The organism is Meridianimarinicoccus marinus (genome assembly GCF_040689105.1).
GTDB lineage: Bacteria > Pseudomonadota > Alphaproteobacteria > Rhodobacterales > Rhodobacteraceae > Meridianimarinicoccus > Meridianimarinicoccus marinus.
Map to the genome: position 1 here is coordinate 29,944 of NZ_JBFBVU010000011.1, position 23,694 is coordinate 53,637.

Consider the following 23,694-nt stretch of genomic DNA (forward strand, 5'->3'; position numbering starts at 1 on the left):
GGGCTTTCGCGTGTCAGGCCTTCAGCGTGTCGGTGCTGGCAAAGAACATGGCCTGGCTGACCGCCGATTGCACCTGTTCCTCGGAAAAGGGTTTGGTGATCAGGAAGGCGGGCTCGGGGCGGTCGCCGGTCAGCAGCCGTTCGGGGAAGGCTGTGATGAAGACCACCGGCACCTCGCCCAGTTCCTTCAGGATATGATTGACCGCATCAATGCCCGAGGATTTGTCGGCCAGTTGAATGTCGGCAAGGATCAGATCGGGCGGATCGCGGCGCGCCAGTTCGACGGCCTCGTCACGGGTGCGGGCATTGCCGGTCACGCCGTGGCCTGCGCCTTCGACGATGGCCATGATGTCCATGGCGATGATCGCCTCATCCTCGATGACCAGAATCCGGCCCTGGATGGCGTCCGACATTTCCCGGCGGGCAATGGCCAGAAGCTGGCCGGCCTCTTCCTCGGTCGCGCCGATGATGCTGGCAATGTCGCGGACCCCGAAGCCTTCGATGCTGTGCAGCAGAAGTGTCTCGCGGGTGTTCGGCGTCAGCGCGGCCAGTCGTTTCTGGGCCTGCACCTCGGGGGCGGACATGTCGCCGGTTTCCGCGATCGGCGACCCCGACGATATCCAGATCTGGTGAAACGCCCGGAACAGCGCCACCTTCGGAGGCAATTGCCGATTGAAGACCGCGTCATCGCTGAGCATGGTCTCAAGCGTGGCGGCGGCATACTGATCGCCCGACTGCTGGGTACCGGTCAGCGCACGCGCATAGCGGCGAAGGAAGGGCAATGCCGCGGCAACCTGTTGCGCAATGTCGGGCTGGCTTTTGGTTTCGGTCATGAGTGTCCTCGAAAAAATTTCCGGTCTGCGGGAACCAAACTCCTGTGCGCGTGTTACGTTCCCATCGGGATGCAAAAAAGCGCTCGAAAGATCATGGCAGAAAATTTGGTGTAATGGCAAAAATCCGCAGAACCGACAGACTGGACAAGCAGATCGACGACAACCTTCGCCGGGTCTATTCGGACGCGGTGAACGAGCCCTTGCCGGATCGGTTTGCCCAGCTGTTGCAGCAGCTGCGCGAGGCGGAAGCCGGGCGCGACACCGCCGAACAATCCGGCGAGGACGCCAAGTGACAAACATCGTGGATCCCAAGGACGAGCTGGTCGAACACCTACCCGCGATGCGGGCGTTTGCCCGAAGCCTGACCCGCAATTCCGCCGCCGCCGACGATCTGGTGCAGGATGCGGTGGTCAAGGCCTGGGGCAACATTGACAAGTTCCAGGTGGGCACCAACATGCGCGCCTGGCTGTTCACAATCCTGCGCAACACCTTCTATTCCCAGTACCGCAAACGCCGCCGCGAGATCGAGGATCCTGATGGCGCGCTGGCCGGACAACTGTCGGAAAAGCCCGCCCATGATGGCCGTCTGGTGATGGCGGATTTCAAGACCGCCTTCGATCAGCTCAATGACGAGCAGCGCGAGGTCCTGATCCTGGTCGGGGCCGAGGGCTTTTCCTATGAGGATGCCGCCGAGATGTGCGGCTGTGCCGTGGGCACCATCAAGAGCCGCACCAACCGGGCCCGCAAGCGGCTGGCCGAACTGATGCATCTGGACGCGGATGACGCGCTTGAAATGACGGATGCGGCAACACTGGCGGTCGTGAAAGGCTCGACCGCTGCATGAGCGGCCGTGAACCGGCGCGACGACGGAGCCTGCAACCCCGGCTGGCGGTGCAACTGGCCCTGGTGCTGAGCATCGCGATCCTGCCGCTGGGCCTGATCTCGGTCTACCAGACCTACACGGTGCTGAAGGAACGCCAGTCGCTGTCCACCGCCGCCCTGCTGGAAGAAACCCAGCGCGCCGTGTCCGACAGCCGCGAGGTGATCCGCACTGCTGTTGGCGCGGCCGAAACACTGGCCATTCTAGTGTCAGCCTCGGAATTCACCGATGATGCCTGTACCGCCGCGATGGACCAGATCGCCGAGCAATCTCGCTGGATCCTTTTTGCCGGTTATCGTGACAGGGCGCGGGGTCTTGTGTGCAGTTCGAAAGACCTGAACGGTGACGAGGATCCTCTGACGGCGCTGCCGGCGGCGAAATCGGCCGTCGAGGACATAGAGATGAAACCGCTGGCCCTTCTAAGCGGGGTGGCCACGGTCAACATCACCGTGCCTGTTCTGCGCAACGGCAATTTCCTAGGCACCGTGTGGGTCGCCGTGCCCGCCGAAGCCCTGAACGACGCCCTTGCCCGCGCGGCACCGGAGGTCGATCTGGTGTTGTTCCAGTCCGAGGGAGAGATTATCGCCACCGAGGAATACGCCGATGACCGACGCTCGGTGCTGCCGCAGGGGCGCACCCTGGAAGATCTCGCCCGCGAAGGCCGCCAGACCTTTCGCGACAAGAACCGCCAGGGGCTGACCCGCGACTTTGCCATTGCACCCATTGTCGAGGGCCGCGTGATTGCGCTTGGAAGCTGGGAGCCGCGTGAATTCGGCCTGACGCTGGCCTCCTACAAGCGGCTGATGGCGCTGTATTTCCCCATCGTGATGTGGGTGGTGGCGATCACCGTGGCCTATGTCGGCGTGCAGCGGCTGGTGATCCGCCATGTGCGGCGGCTGCAGTCGTGGATGCGGCTCTATTCCAGCGGGCAGGCAGGGCTGGACAATGCGCGGCTCGACAATGCCCCCGAGGAACTGGAAGTCGTCGCCGAGGCCTTCCGCGCCATGACCCGACGCCTGTCCGAGCAGGAACGTCTGCTGGAAGCGGACCTCGAGGAAAAGACCCTGCTTCTGCGCGAGGTGCACCACCGGGTAAAGAACAACCTGCAACTGATTTCGAGCATGTTGAACATGCAGATCAGGGCGACGGACAGCCCCGAGGCCAAGCGTCTGTTACGGCGGGTGCAGGACCGGGTGATGGCGCTGTCGGCCATTCACCGTTACCTCTACCTCGCCCGAAAGCTGTCGTCGCTGCGGGCCGACGAGCTGCTGGAAGAGATCATCCAGCAACTGGTTGTCGTGGGCACGCTCGAGGACTCGGGGCACCAGATCAGGGTCTCGACCGCGCTTGATCCGGTCGAGATCAGCCCCGACCAATCGGTGCCCTTGTCGCTTTTGGCGACCGAGGCGGCGATAAATGCGGTGAAATACTGCGGGGCCACCGGCGACGCGCCAGCCTGGATCGACATCGCGCTGCGCAGGCTGGACGGCGACCGCGTCAGCCTGAGCGTGGTCAATTCCCGCGCGCCGGACACAGGTAATACGCCGGCGGACATGCCCAGGGGCTCGGGGCTGGGCGCGCGGCTGATCCAGTCGTTCGTGGCGCAGTTGAACGGGACGCGCGAGGTTGTCGAACATCCCGATCGTTATGAAATGCACGTGGTCTTTCCGCTGTCCTGGGCACAAGACGACGAGGACGCCCCGCTGGCCTGACCTCGCCCAGCACCCGCCAATCCTTCGGTGCCCTTGGCCGATAATGCCAATCGGTTGGCGCATTCTGTCAATGATTTCGCACGTTCCATGAACCATGTTGGTGTCAGAGACGCGACGACCTTGCCGCGACGGACACGCCGCTGATCTCGGAATGCGGCGGCAACACCCCCTGCATCGTGGTGCCCGGCGACCGTCCGTGGACGCAGAAGGAACTGGATCATCAGGCGGTGCAGATTGCCACCATGTCGAAGCTGAACGGCGGCGCCGTCTGCGGGCGCGTACAGACCATCGTGACCAGCAAGCACTGGCCACCGCGACCGCCTTCCTGCCCGCCGCGGTCGAGGTCTGCAACACGCAGATCATCGGCACACTGGGCTGCGCCATCCTGATCGACGAGGACACGAAGAAAGCACACAAGGCATTGCTGGATCAGGCGGTGACCGACATGAACTATGGCGGCATTGCCATCAACACCATGCCGCCGTTCATCTTCCTGTCCCCCCTATCTGACCTGGGGCGGCAACGAAGAGGGGTGCGATTTCGTCTCGGGCCAGGGCGATTTCGGCAACCTTCTGTGCTTTGAAAACGTCCAGAAATCGATCGTCGAGGCCGGCTTCATGTCGCCGGGCCACATGTTGAACACCAACAAGACCGCCTTCGACAACATGGCCGAAAACATGTCGCGCTATTCCGTGGAGCCAAGCTGGACCAACCTGACCTGCCTGATGGGCGAGGCCATCCGCGACAGTTTCCGCAAGAAGGGTTTTTATGGCCGGCCGGCCCTGACAGGAGACACGACCATGACCAATCAGACCATCATCGCCATGCTGGTCCGACAGGCGATCATCCCGCATCTCCGCAACTATGGCACCGGCACGATCATCAACATCTCGTCCATGGGCGGCAACATCACTTTCCCGCTGGGCACGCTCGATCACGGCTCGAAATTCGCGGCGGAAGGGCTGAGCGAAGCGCTGTTCTTCGAGATGGCGGCCATCGGCGTCAACGTGAAGACGCAGGAGCTGCCGCTGCTGATGGCCCGCGCGCTGGATGTCGAGGTGTTTTCGCCGCCGCTGTTTGCCGCCGTCTGCAGCCCCGATCTGCGGCATGCCGCCCGGCGGGTGGCGCGTTACAAGGCGCTGACCGGACCGGTCGGGATCGAGGCGGATGACGATGCCGCCGGGCTGACCCTGCGCTGGACCTGGCCGCCCGACATGGACCCGCCGCAGCCCTTGCTGCTGTGCGAACTGATGTTCTGGTGCTTTATTGCCCAGGAATGCACCCGGCTGCGGGTCGATCCCCTGTGGATCACCCTGCCGCACCAGCCCCGCAATGCCGCCGCCTATGAGGCGTTCTTCCGGACCCGCCTGCGGCATGGCGCCGAGGTCGCGATCCGCTTTGCCCCGGCCGATGCACGCCTGCCGTTCCTGACCGTCAACGATGCGATCTGGGGGGCGTTCGAACCCGAATTGCGCCGCCAGCAGGATGCCCTGGCCGCGCGCGCCTCCATGTCGGGTCAGGTGCGCGACGTGCTGCTGCGCGCGATCCCGGCGGCCTGCGCCACGGCGGACCATGTGGCCGCCGAACTGTCCGTGTCCCCCCGCACCCTGCAACGCCGCCTGCAAGAGGACGGCACGTCGTTCAAAGCGCTGGTCAATGCCACGCGCTCGGACCTGGCGCGGCACTATCTGCTGTCGGGCGATCTGCCGCTGGCCGAGATTTCCTTTCTTCTGGGCTACCGGGATCCAAGCTCGTTCAACCGGGCGTTCCGCGACTGGACCGGCACCACGCCGGACAGGTTTCGCAAGGAGGCCCCGGCATTGATGCCAGCGCGGTAAAGGGGGGTGCGCCTGTCCTGGCGCCCCACAACGCGACTGCGCCGGTGATCGGCCCTTGCGCTGATTGTTTCGGTGGCGCCACCGATTGCGCCCTTATATGTCCTGTCCATCAGCTGTCCGAACAACGACGAGAAGGGCCATGCGAAAACTGTTGCGGCGCCTTGGCCTGGGAACCCTGGGCCTGCTTGTCCTGCTGTCCGCGCTGGGGTGGCTTCTGCTTGAATCCGCGATGTTCTCGCCCATGCGCCGCAGCCTTGTCGAAGACCGGCTCAGCAAGGCGATCGGCCAGCCGCTGATCATCACCAAGGACGTGCGGGTCTTTCTGGCGCCGATCAGTCGTTTCCATCTCTCCGGGGTCGAGATCCCCAGCCAGAGCATCGCGGGCATGAACCTGGCACGGCTCGATCTGATGGAATTCGACCTCGATCTCATAGCGATGGCACAGGGGCGAGCGGGGCTGGACAACCTTGTGGTGCAGGGCGCCCGGATCAACCTGCTGACGCAAGAGGATGGCACCACCAGCTGGACGGATACTGAAACGGATCTGGCCGGGAAGGACACGCAGTGGGACGCCTCCGACACCCCGGCCGCCCCGCAGGACAACAGCGGCATCCTCGCCTTCCTGCGCGGGCGCACCGCGCAGTTCACCTCGGTCGGGCTGAAGGTGGAGGACCGGATATCCGGGTTCAGCTTCGATTTCGATCTGGACAGCCTGTCGCTGGCGCAACTGGACGGGGGCCGCCGGGTCGGGTTGAACAGCAAGGGGCTCATCAACGGCCACGAGTTCGGGATCTCGGGCAACTACCCGCAGGGCGCACCTTTCACCACCGAAGCCACTTTCGGCGATCTGGCCATGTCCTTTGACGGCCAGCCGATCCCGGCCTCGGACGGGGGCGGATTTCGTGCGGTCTTTGATCTGAAGACCGGCGATATCGGCGATCTGCTGGAGGTGTTGAAGCTGCAGCGGGTGCTGGAAGGCGACGGTACCTTGTCGGCAGATGTGGAAAGCCAGGCCGGGCGCGTGAAGGTCGACAACCTGTCCGCAAAGATCGACTTTGCCGAAGGGCAGGTGCTGACCGCAAAGGGCAGCATCGCGGATCTGGCGCATCGGGAGGGTCTGGACCTTGAGGTCGCGGGACGCCTGCATCCCGAAGACCGTCCGCCCCCGCCGGCGGGACTTGTACGCGACATCCGGCTGGCAGGGTTCGAAGCGCAAATCGTCGGACAGGGCAACAGTTTCGAATTGCGCCATCTCGAATTCCAGACCAACGCTTTCGAAAACGGATTGGAGCGGCTGGGGCCCGCGTCGATCGCGAAGATCCATCGCACGCCCGACGGACGGCTGGCCATGGATGGGATCACGCTGAAGGCCGGCCCCGCCGACGCGCCGATCCTGGAGGCCCGTGGCTACATCCATGACGTGCTGCAACTGAAGGACCTTGCCGTCACGGGAAAACTGGATGGGGCGGCGACGCTGCTGCTGCCCGATCTCACGCCGGATCAGGCGGGGCGAATGGGCCGCGTCGAGGCACAGTTCAAGATCGATGACACAGCCGGCCATCTCGGCCTGTCCGAGTTGAAAGCGCAGACCTTGGGCACCGATTTGTGGGAACTGGCCCTGTCGGCGCGTGTGGGCGATGTGAGGGATCTGGAAGGTATGGATGTGGACTTTGATCTTCAGGTGGCCGACACCGCGCGCCTTCTGTCGGCGCTGGACCAGAAGGTGGTCGACGCCGGGGCGCTGGACCTGTCCGCCCGGCTGCAGGGCAATGCGACGGCGTTCACCAGCACCATTGGGCTGACCAACGGCAACTCGCACCTGAAGGCCGCGCTGGATGCCGGCATCAAACAGCATGTTCCGGTGGTGCGCGGGTCCCTGCACAGCGACCTTGTTCGCATCGACGATTTTCAGGACACGCTGGCGGCGGTCATGGAACTGGTGGCTGTCTTCAGGAAGGACCGCAGGCCCGAGGCGCAACCGCTGGTCTTGCCAAAGGATGACGTCGATGTTCAGCCGCTGGTCTTGCCGAAAGATGACACCAAGGTGCAGCCGCTGGTGCTGCCCAAAATGGACGCGCCGAACCTTCTGGATCCCGAAACGCTGTTGACCGAAGCCGATGTCGAGGTCGCCGTGGACATACGCAAGATCACCGGCCAGAAGGGCGTGTCATCGGTGTCCAGCACGTTTCGGTCGCGGGACGGGAAGGCCAGCCTTGGCCCGCTTGAGGTGTCCTACGGCGGGGGGTACTTCAACCTTGACCTTGCTTCGGATCTTGTGAATGCGCCGCTGTTCCTGTCGGTGTCGGGCAGCACGCGCGGCTGGCAGTTGCAGCATCTTCTCTCTGCGACCGGTGTCAAACTGGATGCCGACGGCACGCTTGGCGGGCCGCTGAACGTACGTGGCAATATCCGCTCGCTTGACACCTTTCTGGACACCATGCGGGGCAGTGCGACGATCTCGATGGCCGGAGGGCACATTGCCACCAGCCTGCTGGAACTGGCGGGGCTCGGTGTCGTGCCCTGGCTGTTTTCCCCCGAGTTACGGCACGGCTCGACCCGGATCGTCTGCGTCCGGGCACCGTTGCGCATCGATGCGGGGCGAGTGTCGTCGGACCAACTGGTGGCCGAGACAGCGCGGGTGCAGGTGGTGGCCAAGGGCAGCATCGACTGGCTTCGCGACACGATCTCGCTGCGGGCCGAGCCACGCCCGGTGGGCAAGCCGCTGGATCGCAGCGCCTGGCCCATCGATGTGACCGGCATGCTGACCGATCCGCAGGTCAAGCTGCAGACCGGCGGGGCGCGAAGCCGCCGCGCCGATGGTGCCGACAATATGCCCGCCGACCGCAAGCCCTGCGTGCCGGACATCTACCAGTTGCAGTAGGGGCGCTTATTTTGCGGGCTGCGGCGCGGGCTGGGCCTTCTGGCATTCCAGCACCGCGTCGATGGTGGTGCTGGTGCCGGTCAGGTCCAGACGGATGCGATGGCCGCCTTCGCCGGAAACCGTCACCTCTTGCCGCTTGGCGAATTCGGTCAGGAAGGCGGGATTGTCAAAGAAGGCATAGCCGCCGGGGGTGCCGTCATGCATCCGGCCAACGACGTCTCCGGCAAACCGCTCGTCCCCGAAATCGAAGGTCAGGGTGCCCTCGTCGCTTGCCTTGATATCGGTCCAGTCCGGGTTGTAGGCGGCGAAGAACCCGCCCGCCCGCATGGGCACGGCACCAAGTTGCACAAGCGTGCCATCATCGAAGGTCTTTTGCGCCAGACAGGCCGGACCCGCCGCCGGATCGACAAGAATCTGCCACGCGCCGTTGTCGGCCCAGTGCTCATAGGGTTGGGCCGCCGCGAGCGTGCAGCAAGTGGCAAGGCCAAGGGCGATGGGAATGCGGAACATCGGGCCTCCGGGGCAGGGGAAGTTTCCCGTTATTCTAGGCGCTTCGGTGCGGGCTGTCTTGGGGCTGTTTGATCCATCGGGCCATGTTCACGGGTGGTGGCTCATGCCGACCCGCCCCTGTATAGCTGTGCTGCTGACCTACGGTGCGCCGGGGTCGCAAGGGCATTTCATAGCGGGCAAGGGGCAGAAGACGTGACAGGGGCAGCGCCGGATTTCCGGCAGTTCATAGGCGGAGACTGGAGTGTGCCGAAGGGCAAGCCTGCCATCGCCCAATGCGATCCGGCGACCGGACAGGCGCGGGCGCCGATGCCGGTGTCCACCCCCGACGATGTGGCCCGTGCCGTGGCCGCCGCTGCTGCCAGCGGCTGGGAGGACGCGCCGAAACCCGCGCGGCTGGACCTGATGCGCCGCCTGCTGGAGGCGGTGGCCCGGCGCGAGGCGGAATTCACGGCCTTGATCTCGCGAGAGATCGGCGCACCAGTGGATTTCGCCCGCAAGCAGCAGGTTGGCGCGGCGCTGGGGCATCTGCAGGCCACTCTGGCTGCCGCCGAGGCCGCAAGCGAGGATCAACCTGTCGCCCCCGACAGCCCCGAGCATCGGGTGCGCCATGAGCCCCTGGGTCCGGCGGCCCTGATCACCCCGTGGAACTGGCCGTTGAACCAGGTGGTGCTGAAAGTGGGCGCTGCCCTTCTGGCCGGATGCCCGATGGTGCTGAAGCCCTCGGAACTGTCGTCGCGCACGGCGGTGCTGTTTGCCGAGTGCATGGCCGAGGCCGGTACGCCGCCGGGGGTGTTCAACCTTGTTCTGGGCGGGGCCGACACCGGGGCCGCGCTGGTGACCGCGCGCGCCATCCGCGTGGTGTCCTTCACCGGGTCCACCGGAGCCGGACAGGCGATTGCCGCCGCCGCCGCGCCGGGGTTCAAGCGCACGATCCTGGAACTGGGGGGGAAATCACCCAACCTGCTGTTTGCCGACTGCGATCTGCCGGTGGCGATCCGGCAGGGGATCGCCCATTGCATGCGCAACGCCGGGCAGTCGTGCAACGCGGCCTCGCGGATGCTGGTGGAACGGTCGGTCTATGATCGGGCCGTGGTGTTGGCCACCGAGGCCGCCCGCGACACCGAGGTTGGCCACCCCGATGCCGCCGGTGCCCACATCGGCCCGCTGGTCAGTGCGGCGCAATGGCAGCGGGTGCAATCCTATATTGCGCTAGGCAGGTCCGAAGGCGCGCGCTGCATCGCCGGGGGCGAAGGACGGCCCGCCGGTCTGGACGCGGGGTTCTATGCCCGTCCCACGGTGTTTGCCGATGTGACGCCGCAAATGCGTATCTTTCAGGAGGAAATCTTCGGCCCGGTGCTGACCATGACGCCCTTCAAGGACGAGGCCGAGGCGATTGCCCTGGCCAACAACTCGGACTTCGGGCTGGCAGGCTATATCCAGACCGGTACCCCGGCACGCGCCGACCGCGTGGCGCGGGCGCTTCAGGTTGGCATGGTGCAGGTCAACGGCCAGTCGCGGGCGGCGGGCGCGCCCTTTGGCGGTCGGAAATCCTCAGGTCTGGGCCGCGAGGCCGGGCTGTGGGGCATTCGCGGGTTTCAGGCGGTAAAGTCGATCTCAGGCGCGGCATTCCACGCAGGTTAGCGGCAACTGTGCGTCAGTGAACAGCAACGGTGGAGTCGTGGCTCTACCCTGCGCCGATCCTGCCGCTATCTATGATGCAGGATCACAGGAGCCCCGGCATGCAGATCGACCCCAAGGACATTCATCGCCACGAGACCGGAACCAAGGGCCGCTACAGCTATCGCGGCGGGCCGGACCTGCCCGAGGCCGAATTGACCTGGTCCAAGCTGGGCGCGCATCAGATCATCCTCGACCACACCGGGGTGCCCGATGTCTATCGCGGCCAAGGGATCGGGGCAGCGCTGGTGGCCCATGCGGTGGCCGAGGCGCGGGCGGCGGGGCTGAAGATCACCCCGTTGTGCCCCTTCGCCGCCGCCCAATTCCGCAAGCATCCCGACTGGGCCGACGTGCTGGCCTGACCAAGGAGGACGACCATGAGCTGGAACCCTGCCATCGAACCGCAATGCCCCGAAGCCGGCCGCGAAGACTCGATCGAAACCCTCATCATCCCGCGCGCCCGTGACATCGGCGATTTCGAGGTGCGCCGCGCCTTGCCCGCGCCACGGCGGCAGATGGTCGGGCCGTTCATCTTCTTCGACCAGATGGGACCGGTGGAATTCCTGTCGGGGCAGGGCATTGACGTGCGCCCGCATCCGCACATTGGGCTGGCCACCGTGACCTATCTTCTGAAGGGCGAATTCCAGCACCGTGATTCGCTGGGCACCAACCAGATGATCTATCCCGGCGAGGTGAACTGGATGGTGGCGGGCAACGGCGTGACCCATTCGGAACGCACCAGCGCCCAGACCCGCGCGCAGCCGTCCAGCCTGTCGGGCATCCAGACCTGGGTGGCCCTGCCGGAAGAGGCCGAGGACAGCGCCGCAACCTTCGAACACAAAAAGCAGGGCGCGCTGCCGCTGCTGGACGGTGAAGGCAAGCAGGTGCGCCTGATCCTGGGCGATGCCTGGGGCGAACGCGCCCCGGTGACAACCTTTTCCGAGATGTTCTACGCCGATGCGGTGTTGCAGCCCGGTGCCGCGCTGCCGCTGCCGGACAACCATGAAGATCGCGGGCTGTATGTGCTTGAAGGCAGTGTCGAGATTGCCGGTCAGACCCATGACGCGGGCCGTATGATGGTGTTCCGCCCCGGCGACGCGATCACGATCCGGGCGGGCGCGCAGGGGGCGCGGCTGATGCTGCTGGGCGGCGAGACCCTGAACGGTCCGCGCTACATCTGGTGGAATTTCGTGGCCTCGTCGCGCGAGAAGATCGAAGCCGCGAAAGCCGCGTGGAAAGAGGGCGACTGGGCCCATGGGCGGTTTCAACTGCCCCCCGGCGATGACGCCGAGTTCATTCCCGCCCCCTGATGCGACAGGATACCCTTGCCACCCGCGTAAGGATAATTTGCCTGCCCACTTTGAGCCGTGCGAAGGTGCTGTTATAGCTGACTCATTCCGCTGCGTCATTCCGGGTTCCGGGGGCGTCGGCGGGGACCTTCGTTGCGCAGGGGGCTGACGGCGGGGGTGGTCAAGGCGGCGCGGTTCATTTCGGGGCCGCGCGGATGGTCGGGCACTGTTCCCGTCTGTCCGGTTTTGACCGGATTGTATTGTTCCAGCCCCCGATCTGTCGGATCATCCGCGGGTGAACGCCAGAGGTGGGGTGAAAGCATGAGATCAACTCCCAAACGTATTCTCGTCACGGGAGGCGCGGGTTTCCTGGGCTCGCATCTTTGCGAAAAGCTTTTGAAGCAAGGGCACGAGGTGCTCTGCGTCGACAATTACTTTACCGGCCGCAGGGCCAATGTGGCGCATCTTCTGTCCGAACCGGGGTTCGAATTGATGCGCCATGACGTGACCTTCCCGCTGTTTGTGGAGGTGGACGAGATCTACAATCTCGCCTGTCCGGCCTCGCCGGTGCACTACCAGCACGACCCGGTGCAGACGACCAAGACCTCGGTGCATGGGGCGATCAACATGCTGGGGCTGGCCAAACGGGTCGGCGCGAAGATTCTTCAGGCCTCGACCTCCGAGGTCTACGGCGATCCGACCATCCATCCGCAGACCGAGGATTACTGGGGCAACGTGAACCCCATCGGCTTCCGCTCGTGCTATGACGAGGGCAAGCGCTGTGCCGAGACGCTGTTCTTCGACTACAAGCGCCAGCACAACCTGCGCATCAAGGTGGCCCGCATCTTCAACACCTACGGCCCCCGGATGCATCCGCAGGATGGGCGCGTGGTGTCCAACTTCATCATGCAAGCACTGGAAGGCCGCAACATCACGATCTACGGCGAAGGCGATCAGACCCGGTCCTTCTGCTTCGTGTCCGATCTCATCGACGGGCTGATGGCATTGATGGCCTCGCCCGATGAGTTCACCGGGCCGGTGAACCTGGGCAATCCCAGCGAGATGACGATCCGCGAACTGGCCGAGAAAGTGGTGGCGATGACCGGTACCGGCTCGAAGATCGTGTTCGAACCGTTGCCCAGCGATGACCCGATGCAGCGCCAGCCCGACATCACGCTGGCCAAGACAAGGCTGGACTGGGCACCAAAGGTCAAGCTGGACGATGGGCTGGCCGCGACCGTGGCCTATTTCCGGGACAACTGGGCGCGGTTGGAGGCCCAGCCCGGTCTGAAAACCGCCAAGCAGATCTGACCCGCCGATGACCAGCCGTGACCTGCATAGCACCGCACATTCCGGCGAAGGACTTTTGTCCTATCTGTGGTATGCGGTCGCCCTGATCTGCTGCCTGTATGTGGCGGTGCTGAACACGCTGCCCTTGTTCTACTTCGACTCCGTTGGCTACTATCTGAAGGGCACCAACGTGCTGAAGATGTTGGGTGTTCTGGACCCGGCAGCATCCACGGCCGGTGGGGCCGGCGGTGGTCTGGGCGGGGCAGGCGGCACCGAAAAGGCCGGCATCGACGGGTCGCATTCGGTCTGGTACTCGCTGGTGCTGGCCATCTTCGCGGGCTTTGCATCGCTGAAACTGGTGCCGCTGGTCAACGCCCTGCTGGTGCTGCTGACCTCCGCGCTGGTGGTGCGCGTGGTGTCGCGGGTCCATGGCTATGGGCTGAACCTGCCCTTTGCGGCCTCTTTCCCGATCATCGTCTCGGCGGTTTCCTCGCTGCCGTTCTACGTCGCCTTCCTGATGCCCGACATCCTGACGCCGCTGCTGTTGCTGGTTGTGGCATTGTTGACCGGATACGTCCGGCAGATGCGATGGGGCGAGATCCTGCTGGCGCTGGCCATTGGCACGATGGCGGGGGTGTTCCACATCTCGCACCTGCCGATCCTTGCGCTGCTGCTGCCGCTGTCTGCCCTGGGCGCGCTGGTGGTGGAACTGCGCCGCTGGTGGCTGGCCCCGCTGCTGGTGGGGATCATGCTGGTGCTGGGCGTGGCCGAGAAAAGCGCCTTCACCATCGGGGTCCAGGAAGTCACCAACGAAAAGGTCGTCTACAAGCCTTTCATCACCGTGCGCCTGATCGAGGACGGCCCGGCCTACCGCTTCATGGAGCGCGCCTGCCCGGACGACAGCATTCCGACCTGCGCGCTATACGAGGCGCTGCAATGGTCCGACGATCCTTACCGGCTGACCGCCTCGCATATCCTGCTGGAGGAATCGCCGCGGCTGGGGTCTTTCCTGCTGATGACGCCGGAAGACCAGCGGGCGGTGGCCGAGGATCAGATCCCTTTCTTTTTCCGGGTGCTGCTGAGCGATCCACTGGGCACCAGTTATGCCTTCCTGCAGAACACATGGTTGCAGGCCATGGGGTTCAGTGTCTGGATGACCCTGCCGCATGACGACATCATCACACGTGCCCATGGCTATGGCGGGGATATCGTGACCCTTTTCGTGCACGGCACCCTGTCCGCCGACAAGAGCTGGCTGCCCGCGGTCGAACGGGTGCATGAGGTCGTTTATGCCCTGTCCCTGCTGGTGATCGTCTATCACCTGCTGCGCCCGGCGCCGTTCTCGGCGCCGATCCTTGTGCTGGTGGCGATGGTGTTCCTGGGGATTCTGGTCAATGCCTTCGTCTGCGGCGGGGTTTCGCAACCGGCGGCACGTTATGGGGCGCGGGTGATCTGGCTGCTGCCCTATCTGGCGGCACTCCTGTCGCTGGTCCGGTTTGCATGGCTGGACCGCGCAAGGGATCTACAGTGATAATATGAAGCAACTTCATTTCCTCGCTTTTCCTTTACCTTGCGTCGATAAATGGTGCTCATACGGAAATTCCGGAACCTCTGTTGATGACTGAACCGCGTTTGTTGAAGATTTGTGTTGTGATGCCGGCCTACAAGGCCGAACACCTGTTGCCCAAGGTGTTGCCCCCGCTGCTGCAGATGCAGGCAGCCGGAGAGGTGGACGAAGTGCTGGTCGTTGACGATCAAAGTCCCGATGGCACCCGCGCGTTGGCCGAGAAGATGGGCGCGCGGGTTCTGGTTACCCCGGTGAACGGCGGGCCGGGCGCGGCGCGCAACCTGGCGGCCCAGAACACCGATGCCGATATCCTGTGGTTCGTGGACAGCGACGTGATCGCCTGGCCCGGCGGCGCTGCCCTGCTGCAAGAGGCGTTTGCGGATCCGTCAGTACATGCGGTCTTCGGCTCTTATGACACCACGCCCGAGGGCAAGCCTTGGTATTCTCGCTACAAGAACCTGATGCATCGCTACTATCACCAGCACACCGGGCAAGAGGTCACGACCTGGTGGGCCGGTTGTGGCGCCATCCGGGCGGATGTGTTTCGCGATGTGGGCGGCTTCGACGTGACGACCTACAAGGTGCCCTCGATCGAGGATATCGAACTGGGCGACCGGATCGCGCGGGCCGGAGGCAGGATCCTGGTTCTGCCGCGCCTGCAAGGCAAGCATCTGAAGGTCTGGACCCTGCGCAACGGCATCTTCACCGATATCTTCCGCCGCGCCCTGCCGTGGTCGCGCCTGATGATCAATCGCGGTGGTCTGGTGAACGAGTTGAACGTCAGCCGGTCCGAGCGGATCAAGGCCGTGATCGCGGGTCTGCTGTTGCTGTCGCTGCTGGCACTGCCGTTCGACGGCGAAATACTTTGGCTGACGCTGCTGCTGCTGGGGCTGGCCGCCTGGCTGAACCGCGACCTGATTGCCTTCATGAAAGACAACGGCGGGCCGGTCTTCGCGGTGAAGGCCTTTCTCTATCACCAGGTCTATTACGTCTATTCCAGCGCCGCCTACGCGTGGTGCCTGTTCGAATATCACGTGTTGGGCCGCAAGGGACGACTGCATGTGCCGTGATCCCGCACGTCAAAGGGACCATGGATGAATTGTCATGACGAGTAAGCCCAGAACGGGCACGACGGGAACCGGGAACATGGACGGAATGGACAAGGCGATGACGCCTGAGACTGGCCTGGACGGGATGGCGCTGAGCGTCGTGATCCCGGCCTACAACGAAGAAAACGCTGTCCGTGCGACAGTCGACGACGTGCGCGCGGCGCTGGACCCAACGGGCATCGACTATGAGATCATCGTGGTCGACGATGGTTCGGAAGATCGCACGCGGGAAGAGGCTGTCGCCTCGGGTGCCACCGTGTCCTGGAACGATGCCAATTCGGGTTATGGCGCGACGTTGAAACGTGGCGTGAAGATGGCGCAGTTCGACTACATCGCGATCATGGATGCAGATGGCACCTATCCGGCGCGCTACCTGCCGGACATGCTCGAAATGTGTCGCCAGCAGGACATGGTGGTCGGGGATCGCGGCGCTGCGATGAAGAACGTGCCGATGGTGCGCCGCCCGGCGAAGAAATTCCTCAACTGGCTGGCTTCCTTCATGGCGCAGCGCAAGCTCAACGACATCAACTCGGGCCTGCGGGTGTTCCGCACCAAGGAGTTGATCCCCTTCCTGCCGCTGCTGCCACAGAATTTCTCGTTCACCACGACGATCACCCTTTGCATGGCCTGCAACGGCAAGCGGATGATCTACACGCCCATCGAATACGGAAAACGCGTGGGCAAATCGAAGATCAAGCCGATCGATTTCCTGAACTTCATCATCCTGATCTTGCGGATGATCACGCTGTTCAATCCGCTGCGGGTGTTCCTGCCGGTGGGGCTGGTGCTGTTCCTGCTGGGGTTCTTCAAGTCGCTCTACGACCTGACCCAATGGAACCTGAGCGAAACGGCGGTGTTTGCGTTTCTGGCCGCGATCATGGTCTGGTCGCTGGGCCTGATCGCCGACATGATCTCGCGTCTGCATCTTCGGCCCTGACGGGTTCAGTCATGGGATGCGCCCTGAAAGGGACTGTGTCCGCGTATTAGGTTCGGCGCATCGCGCCAAAGGCTCGGAGGCCGACGGAATGGCTGACAACAGGATCAAGGTGCTCGGGGGCGGCCCGGCGGGGATTGCAGCCGCCTTTGCATTGAATCGCAACGGCCCGCATCCGGCGGGGGTCGAGGTTCTGGATGCAGCCCCGCGACTGGGCGGCAACTCGGCCTCCTTCCAGATCGAGGATATCTGGTGCGACTACGGCTCGCACCGGTTTCACCCGGTGGCCGACCCGCATGTGCTGGCGGATGTGAAGGCGCTGCTGGGCGAGGATCTGCTGTTGCAGCCCCGGCACGGGCGCATCCGGCTGGGCGGTCGCTGGATCCACTTCCCGCTCAAACTGGCCGATGCACTGATGCGCCTGCCCAAACCCTTCGCGGCTTCGCTTATGCGCGACATGGTCATGGGCAAATTTCGCAAGCCGCGCGAGGGGGACGCGACGTTTTCCAGCGTGCTTTACGACGGGCTGGGGCCGACTATTTCCGAGAATTTCTATTTTCCCTATGTGAAGAAACTGTGGGGGCTGGATCCGGACGAACTGGCCGTGACCCTGGCCGAACGCCGGGTGTCGGGCAGTTCCGTCGGCAAGATCCTGGGCAAGATGATGCGGATGCTGCCGGGGCTGCGCAGTCCGACCACCGGGCGCTTTTACTATCCGAAGAAGGGTTTCGGGCAGATCTCGGAAACCATGGCCCAGGCGGCGGCGGACAAGGGCGCGACCTTCACCCTGAACACGCCGATTTCCGGGATCGTGCGGGAGGGCGACAAGGTCGTCGCCATCACCACCGGGCAGGGCGACGACGCCGTGCGCCAGGATGCCGATCTGGTGATGTCCACTATCCCGATCACTGCGCTGGTCCGGGCCATCACCCCGGCGGCGCCGGACGAGGTTCTGAAAGCCGCCGACGCAATTCGCTATCGAGGCATGATCCTGATCTATCTGGTGCTGGAAACCGACCAGTTCACCGAATACGACGCCCATTATTTCCCCGAGCTTTCGACCCCGATCAGCCGGATGTCGGAGCCCAAGAACTACAACTCGGCCACCACGCCGCGCGGCACCACACTGCTGTGTGCCGAATTGCCCTGTGATCCCGGCGAAAAATGGTGGGGCATGACCGACGCGGAGCTGGGCGAGGCCTTCTGCGGCTGGCTCGGCGACCTCGGTCTGCCGGTGACCATGCCGGTCAAATCCTGCGAAACCCGGCGCCTGCGTCATGCCTATCCGGTCTACGATCTGGACTATCAGGCCAATTTCGACGTGATGGATCGCTGGGTGTCCGGGCTGGACGGGCTGCTGAATTTTGGGCGGCAGGGGCTGTTTGCCCATGACAACACGCATCATGCCTATGCAATGGCTTACGGTGCGGTAGAGTGCGTTAACGAAGATTTGTCGATTGATCGCAAACTCTGGTCGCAGCGCCGGGCCGAGTTTGCCAAACACGTTGTGGAGGATTGAGGATGTCCAATACCCCGATCGTTGATATTCTGATGTACCACTCGATCTCGCAGGGCAGTGGACCGACCACGATACCGCCGAATGTGTTCGCGGAACAGATGGATGCCATTGCCGAAGCAGGTCTGCCGGTGATCACGCTGGACGATCTGGTCGAGGCGCGGAACATGGGCAAACCGCTGCCGGATCGGTCGATCATCCTCACCTTCGACGATGCGTTTCTGGATTTCGCGGAAGAGGCCTATCCGGTGCTGCAAGGGCACGGGTTCCCGGCCATCGTCTATCTGCCCTCGGATTACGTCGGGCGGGAAGAGTTGTGGATCGGCTCCGGCGCCAAGCCTCGCAAGCTGATGGACTGGCCCAAGATCAAGGAACTGGCGGCGGAAGGCATCCAGTTCGGCAGCCATGCGGTTACCCATTCGGACCTGACCATGGTCACCGATGACACGCTGGGGATTGAGTTGAACGTCTCGAAGGCCGAGATCGAAGATGAACTGGGCCGCCCGGTGGACCATTTCGCGCCACCCTACGGCCTGTTGAATTCCCACGTCACCAACCTGGCCTCCAGCATCTACAAGACGTGTGTCGGCACCCGGCTGGCGCAGGCTGGGCCGGTGGACAACCTGCACGAGCTTCCCCGCATCGAGATGCACTATTTCCGGGACATCACCCGCTGGAAGGCGCATCTGGCCGGGCGTGGCGGGGCCTATCTCGCGCGCCGCAAGGCGCTGAGGTGGGTGCGCGAACGCTTGCCGTGGATGTGACCTCGGCGCCCTAGTCGATCGGGCGTCCGATGACCCAGACCAGCGGGGCGTCCGGCCGATCCGGCAGGATAACGGACACCCGGTTGCGGCCTTCGGTGGCCGTCACCGTCGCCAGAAGAAGCGCCCCTTTGTCGTTGGGGCGGAGCGTGCTGTCGACCGGTTTGCCGTCAAACGTGACTTGCGCTGCGGGCGCGGTTTTTCCGTTCAGCCGCAACCTCAGGGACAAGGGTTCGCCCGCCTGCGGCGGACCCGAGATCCTCAATTCGCCGTCGGATTTCGGCACGCGGGAATAGACGCGCGTCCAGTCTGGGGCGAAAACTTCGGTGAACCGGTAGGTGTAGAGCCCGACCGTGCCGATCAACCCCACGAGAATCAGCCATTTCAGCGGACGCATCCCACGCCAGGCGCGCCGCAGTGCGGGGCCTTTCGGGGCCTCCTGCGGCCGCGGCGCCACCCGTGCGGAAAACACCAGTACACCTGACAGGGCCAGTGCGCTGCTGGCCAGCCCGAACACCAGCCAGAGGGGACGCGAAATACCCTCGGCCCAGGTGCCATAGTGCAGGGACTGAAGGATCCGGGCCAGCTTGCGCCCTGGCGTGGCTTCGGAGGCGGGATAGGCGCCCAGCACCTTCAGGTTCGACGGATCAATAAGGACCAATGCCGTGCCGCCTTCGAAGGCCGCGTGCCGGGTCACCCCTTCGATTTCGAACCGCTGCTTCTTGGTGCCGGGCATGCGCAGGCGCGTGATGTCCATTCCACCGACCGCTTCGCTGGCCACCGCCGCCACCTGGTCCAGCATTTCGCCGTCCAACCCCGGCGGCAGCACGGTCTCGCGCTCCATGGTCGGGGCGGGGTTCAGCGCGGCCGGGCGAATGCCGAAATGCCCCAGCAGGAAATACGAGGCCGAGACCGTGGCCACGATCAGGAACGGCGCTGTCCACAGGGCGATCAGCCGATGTACGCCGCCCCACCATCCGCGCGAGCCAACCTCGCCCGCCGGCGCCCGAAAGAAGCCCTTCCAGAAGCGGCGATAGGTGATCAACCCGGTCACCACCATGCCGAACAGGATGATCGAGAACGACAGCACGGCCAGATCGCCCAGCTTCATCTTCATCAGGAAACTGACGTGGAAGGCGTGAAGGAAACTGCGCAGCCCGTTGACCTTGGTGGTGCCAATGACCTCGGCGGTGATGGGATCGGTCCAGACATTGATCTGCTGCCCCCACCGGGTCACGGCGAAGGTGGTGTCCGCTAGAAACCCGCCGCCGCGCGGGGTGATGGAGTTGATCTGCACGTCCGGATAGGCATCGCGGACCGACGCGAAGATCTGCCCGACACTGGCAGGGGTCTGGGGGGCGGTCGAATCGGCCTGCATCTGCGGTAGCAGCACCGCTTCGATCTCGACCCCGTAAAGCAGCAGGGATCCGGACAGAAGCACCAGGAACATCAGGATCGAAAGATTGAGGCCAATCCATGCATGAAGTTTGAATACCGTCGTGCGAAAGGTGCGGGACAACATCAACGAAATACTCCTGACGGCGGCATCTGCCTGAGGTCATTCAACAAAACTCGAGCCGCCTGCGGCATGAAATCATGCATCCGACGGGTCCAGAGGCCCGTCGAACTGGATACAATAGTCGGACATTGGCCGGAAGAATACGGCGTGCCGGATCCATGCAACTGCGACGTTCCGCTTTATATTCCAAAAAAACAACGTGAGCACCAGCGCAACAATTGCCGCGGAGAGACGCGAATCATTCGAAGGTTCCTCGTGCCAATGGATCGAATCACATTTCACAACCTGACATGCGAGAGATCTTCCCCGAAACAAGGCCGGGAAACTGGCATTCTGGTCACGAAATCGCGCAGCGTCGTTCATCTATTTCCGAATTTGAGGGTTTGGTCAGGAACATTATTGTAACGTCACGGAAAGGAATCGTGGTAGACCCTTGAGGTGGGAAAACTGCGACGTCCGCCCGCGACATTCTGCGGGGCTGCGAGGCGGCGCAGCAGTGTGTGTGAATGGTGGGAGCGCTTGTTGTATGTCGGGACACGCGAAAAACAGCCGGAGCAGGTGCCAAGTGGCGCCAGATATGCGCAGACGGCACGACCCGCATCGTTGGTGTCCGGGACTGCAGTCCATGATCGCATCACCTGCGGCGTGGGGAAGTCTGGCGGACCGGCCGGCGTTTCAATAGCATGGAAAAGAACAGCGGATTTTCATTAGCTATATGTCGAAATTCCTTTGGTTTCTTGGGGTGGTAATATTGGTGGCTGAACAATGAGTGAGACTGATACGTCAAAAGTCGTGGTTGTCGGGGGTGGTCCTGCTGGGCTGACGGCGGCATATGAACTTCAGAAGCTCAGCAAAAAGCACACTCCGGTGGTATTCGAAGGCTCTGACCTTGTGGGCGGGATTTCACGGACGGAGTCGAACAAGGGCTATCGCTTCGACATCGGCGGACACCGCTTCTTCACGAAGGTGACCGAGGTCGAAGCCATGTGGCACGAAGTGCTGGGCGATGATTTCATCACCCGCCCGCGCCAAAGCCGCATCTACTATCGCGGTCGTTTCTTCGATTACCCGCTCAAGATCTTCAACGCGCTGTCCAATATCGGGCCGTATGAAACGGTGCGCATCCTGGTCAGCTATCTGAAGTGGCAGATCCGACCCTATCGCAAGGAAGAAAGCTTCGAGGAATGGGTGATCAACCGTTTCGGCGGCCGTCTCTACATGCATTTCTTCCGCAGCTACACCGAGAAGGTCTGGGGCATCGATCCCAAGGAAATCCGGGCGGATTGGGCCGCGCAGCGGATCAAGAACCTGTCGCTGTTCAAGGCGGTCTGGAATGCCATTTCCGGGGCCAATGACACTGCCTCGCTGATCGAGGAATTCCAGTATCCGCGCCTTGGTCCCGGCATGATGTGGGAACGCTGCGCGGAACTGGTCGAGAAGCAGGGCGGCGAGGTGCAGATGCGCTCGGCCGTGGTGAAAGTGCACCGCGACGGCATGCGGGTGACCGGTGTGGACGTGAAACGCTGGGCCGAGGATGGCACCGATCTGGGCACGGAGTTGGTGGAGGGCGACGAGTTCGTCAACACCATGGCGCTGCGCGACCTGATTCTCGCCTTCGATCCGCCGCCGCCGCCGCATGTGGTCGAAGCGGCCAACAAGCTGCGGTACCGCGATTTCCTGATCGTGACGCTGGTGCTGAACCAGGCCGACCCGTTCCCGGACAACTGGATCTACATCCACAGCCCGCAGGTGAAGGTGGGCCGGATCCAGAACTTCTCGGCGTGGTCGCCCGAAATGGTGCCGGATCCCAATACCGCCTCGATCGGGATGGAGTACTTCTGTCAGGAGGGTGACGGGCTCTGGACCATGACCGACGAGGAGTTGCGCGCGTTGGCGTCGAAGGAACTGGACGAGCTGGGCTTGGCCTCGGCGGACACGGTAATCGACGCGGCCATCATTCGCCAGCCCAAGGCCTATCCGGTCTATGACGGCGAATATCAGGACGTGCTGAAGGTGCTGAAAGAGTGGATCGTCTCGCTGGAAAACTTCCAGACCGTCGGCCGCAACGGCTTGCACCGTTACAACAATCAGGACCATTCGATGCTGTCGGCCATGTATGCCGCGCGCAACATCGTGGGGGCCAATCACGACGTTTGGGAAGTAAACGTCGAACGGTCTTATCACGAGGAATTCGAACTGAAGAAGGAAGACGATTCGGATACGCAGCAAAACGTCGCTGCCGCCTGAATTTTTCCACTCCATCGTGACAAGGCCGCCCTGTTCCTGGGCGGCCTTTTTCGTTTCAGGTTGTCGCAGGGGCAGGGGCAGGGGGCGGGGCGGCGAACAGCCGCCCGTCGTGCAGGGCGCGCCCGGTTTGCACCAGCAGCCAGACGATCAACCCCGCAAGCGCCAGCGTCAGCCCGTTGCCAAGCCAGACGAGGGCCGGAATTTCAAGGCGGCTGCCGATGCGCAGGCAAGCCGCGGCCAGCGCCGCCCAGGGAAAGGTCAGCCCCCAATGCGGCAGGCCAAACGGCTGTTTCAGGTAGATCGGCATGCGCACCGCGACCAGCAGGGCAAAGCTCAGCCCCATGCCCAGAAGGATCAGCGCCACCGTGTCGACGGCCCCGGTCACCGACATCCAGGCCGCAGCACCAACCGACGGGGGGGCGACGAGGATGGCCAGCGTCGGGCGCAGCGGCGCCGGTGGCGGGCCAAGGGTCAGCAGGCGCAGGAACACCAGCGGCAGAAGCATCAGCCAGAAGGCCAGACCCGCCGCGAAGAACACCCATGAGATCATTTCATATCCCAATTGTCCGCCGCCGATCGGGGCGACGATATTGCCCACCGCCGGGATGAACCAGGCGGGCGAGACCTGCGCCAGTTGAAACTCGCGCGCGCCGGTCCAGGCCGACAGGACACCCAGGCTCAGCCCGGCCTGCGCCACGGCCCCGAGGATCCAGATCCAGCGCGCCAGACCGGGCAGCAGCGGGATCAGCGCGGTTCCGGCCAGCATCGTGGCAATGGCAATGGCGGGAAAGAACACCAGTTGCAGCGGAGTGTTCCAATCGGCCACGACCGCCGCGCGGTGGCGCAGAAACTTCCGGCCATAGCCGCCAAGCGCCCCCAGCAGGCCTGCCAGCCCCAGCAGCACAAAGGGCCAAGACAGCGCCGGGCTTGCGCCCATGCCGGCAAGGCTGGCCTGCACCGCCAGGCTCAGGCCGAACAGCCCCATGACGGCGGGAAAGAGGCCGATGGGCCAGCGGGCCAGACGATCGACGGGCGGGGCAGAGGGCGTAGGCTCGGTCATGGGATGCACGGCTTTCCTTGAATATGTTCTGCCATAGCAAGGGCGCCCCCCGCTTCGCCAGTGTCCGAATTG

20 protein-coding genes are annotated in these 23,694 nt (G+C 63.7%); 16 read left to right on the plus strand and 4 right to left on the minus strand.

Annotated elements, in window-relative coordinates; genetic code table 11:
* Nucleotides 1–13: 13 nt before the first annotated feature.
* Complete coding sequence (locus AB0T83_RS10460) at nt 14–832, minus strand: response regulator (RefSeq protein ID WP_366192975.1); 819 nt, start codon at nt 830–832, stop codon at nt 14–16.
* A gap of 113 nt (nt 833–945) precedes the next feature.
* Here AB0T83_RS10460 and AB0T83_RS10465 point away from each other — a divergent pair, with 113 nt between their 5' ends.
* The 6 genes from AB0T83_RS10465 to AB0T83_RS10490 all read left to right on the plus strand — a co-directional run bounded on the left by AB0T83_RS10465 (nt 946) and on the right by AB0T83_RS10490 (nt 8,143).
* A complete protein-coding gene (locus AB0T83_RS10465) occupies nt 946–1,125 on the plus strand; it encodes a NepR family anti-sigma factor (RefSeq protein WP_366192976.1) in 180 nt (59 codons plus the stop codon).
* 47 nt (nt 1,126–1,172) lie between these two features.
* Nucleotides 1,173–1,676 (plus strand): RNA polymerase sigma factor, encoded by a 504-nt coding sequence (locus AB0T83_RS10470; RefSeq protein WP_435891157.1) that lies wholly within the window; start codon nt 1,173–1,175, stop codon nt 1,674–1,676.
* Nucleotides 1,673–3,424: a sensor histidine kinase gene (locus AB0T83_RS10475; RefSeq protein ID WP_366192977.1), complete on the plus strand. Its 1,752-nt coding sequence runs from the start codon at nt 1,673–1,675 to the stop codon at nt 3,422–3,424. Before AB0T83_RS10470 ends, AB0T83_RS10475 begins: the two co-directional genes overlap by 4 nt.
* Nucleotides 3,425–3,620: 196 nt before the next feature.
* On the plus strand, nt 3,621–4,007 hold the full coding sequence (locus AB0T83_RS10480) for a hypothetical protein (protein WP_366192978.1): 387 nt from the start codon (nt 3,621–3,623) through the stop codon (nt 4,005–4,007).
* A 49-nt stretch (nt 4,008–4,056) separates the two neighbouring features.
* A complete protein-coding gene (locus AB0T83_RS10485) occupies nt 4,057–5,262 on the plus strand; it encodes an SDR family NAD(P)-dependent oxidoreductase (protein ID WP_366192979.1) in 1,206 nt (401 codons plus the stop codon).
* Between the two features lie 139 nt (nt 5,263–5,401).
* A complete protein-coding gene (locus AB0T83_RS10490; protein ID WP_366192980.1) occupies nt 5,402–8,143 on the plus strand; it encodes an AsmA family protein in 2,742 nt (913 codons plus the stop codon).
* Between the two features lie 6 nt (nt 8,144–8,149).
* Here the strand turns inward: AB0T83_RS10490 and AB0T83_RS10495 are convergent, their stop codons facing one another.
* Complete coding sequence (locus AB0T83_RS10495) at nt 8,150–8,653, minus strand: hypothetical protein (RefSeq protein ID WP_366192981.1); 504 nt, start codon at nt 8,651–8,653, stop codon at nt 8,150–8,152.
* A 192-nt stretch (nt 8,654–8,845) separates the two neighbouring features.
* On the opposite strand from AB0T83_RS10495, the gene AB0T83_RS10500 reads away from it, so the two are divergent.
* The 9 genes from AB0T83_RS10500 (at nt 8,846) to AB0T83_RS10540 (ending at nt 18,799) form a co-directional block, all read left to right on the plus strand.
* The gene (locus AB0T83_RS10500; RefSeq protein ID WP_366192982.1) at nt 8,846–10,294 is read left to right on the plus strand and encodes an aldehyde dehydrogenase family protein; all 1,449 of its coding nucleotides are present in this window, start codon (nt 8,846–8,848) and stop codon (nt 10,292–10,294) included.
* A 98-nt stretch (nt 10,295–10,392) separates the two neighbouring features.
* Nucleotides 10,393–10,692 carry a GNAT family N-acetyltransferase gene (locus AB0T83_RS10505; protein WP_366192983.1) on the plus strand — a complete coding sequence of 100 codons (300 nt, stop codon included), beginning with the start codon at nt 10,393–10,395 and terminating at the stop codon, nt 10,690–10,692.
* Nucleotides 10,693–10,707: 15 nt separating this feature from the next.
* Nucleotides 10,708–11,640 carry a pirin family protein gene (locus AB0T83_RS10510; protein WP_366192984.1) on the plus strand — a complete coding sequence of 311 codons (933 nt, stop codon included), beginning with the start codon at nt 10,708–10,710 and terminating at the stop codon, nt 11,638–11,640.
* A 300-nt stretch (nt 11,641–11,940) separates the two neighbouring features.
* Nucleotides 11,941–12,930, plus strand: a complete 990-nt coding sequence (locus AB0T83_RS10515; RefSeq protein ID WP_366192985.1) for a UDP-glucuronic acid decarboxylase family protein — start codon at nt 11,941–11,943, stop codon at nt 12,928–12,930.
* Between the two features lie 55 nt (nt 12,931–12,985).
* Nucleotides 12,986–14,440 (plus strand): hypothetical protein, encoded by a 1,455-nt coding sequence (locus tag AB0T83_RS10520; protein ID WP_366192986.1) that lies wholly within the window; start codon nt 12,986–12,988, stop codon nt 14,438–14,440.
* A 104-nt stretch (nt 14,441–14,544) separates the two neighbouring features.
* Nucleotides 14,545–15,546: a glycosyltransferase family 2 protein gene (locus tag AB0T83_RS10525; RefSeq protein WP_366192987.1), complete on the plus strand. Its 1,002-nt coding sequence runs from the start codon at nt 14,545–14,547 to the stop codon at nt 15,544–15,546.
* 76 nt (nt 15,547–15,622) lie between these two features.
* Entirely contained in the window at nt 15,623–16,522 is a 900-nt protein-coding gene (locus AB0T83_RS10530) for a glycosyltransferase family 2 protein (RefSeq protein ID WP_366192988.1), read from the plus strand.
* 88 nt (nt 16,523–16,610) lie between these two features.
* On the plus strand, nt 16,611–18,038 hold the full coding sequence (locus tag AB0T83_RS10535; RefSeq protein WP_366192989.1) for a protoporphyrinogen/coproporphyrinogen oxidase: 1,428 nt from the start codon (nt 16,611–16,613) through the stop codon (nt 18,036–18,038).
* A 2-nt stretch (nt 18,039–18,040) separates the two neighbouring features.
* Nucleotides 18,041–18,799, plus strand: coding sequence for a polysaccharide deacetylase family protein (locus AB0T83_RS10540; protein ID WP_366192990.1), 759 nt, complete (start codon nt 18,041–18,043; stop codon nt 18,797–18,799).
* Between the two features lie 10 nt (nt 18,800–18,809).
* On the opposite strand, the gene AB0T83_RS10545 is transcribed toward AB0T83_RS10540, so the two are convergent.
* Nucleotides 18,810–20,318: a PepSY-associated TM helix domain-containing protein gene (locus AB0T83_RS10545; protein ID WP_366192991.1), complete on the minus strand. Its 1,509-nt coding sequence runs from the start codon at nt 20,316–20,318 to the stop codon at nt 18,810–18,812.
* A 762-nt stretch (nt 20,319–21,080) separates the two neighbouring features.
* Here AB0T83_RS10545 and AB0T83_RS10550 point away from each other — a divergent pair.
* Nucleotides 21,081–22,562: an NAD(P)/FAD-dependent oxidoreductase gene (locus tag AB0T83_RS10550; protein WP_366192992.1), complete on the plus strand. Its 1,482-nt coding sequence runs from the start codon at nt 21,081–21,083 to the stop codon at nt 22,560–22,562.
* A gap of 55 nt (nt 22,563–22,617) precedes the next feature.
* On the opposite strand, the gene AB0T83_RS10555 is transcribed toward AB0T83_RS10550, so the two are convergent.
* Nucleotides 22,618–23,622 carry an SLAC1 anion channel family protein gene (locus AB0T83_RS10555; RefSeq protein ID WP_366192993.1) on the minus strand — a complete coding sequence of 335 codons (1,005 nt, stop codon included), beginning with the start codon at nt 23,620–23,622 and terminating at the stop codon, nt 22,618–22,620.
* Nucleotides 23,623–23,694: the final 72 nt, after the last annotated feature.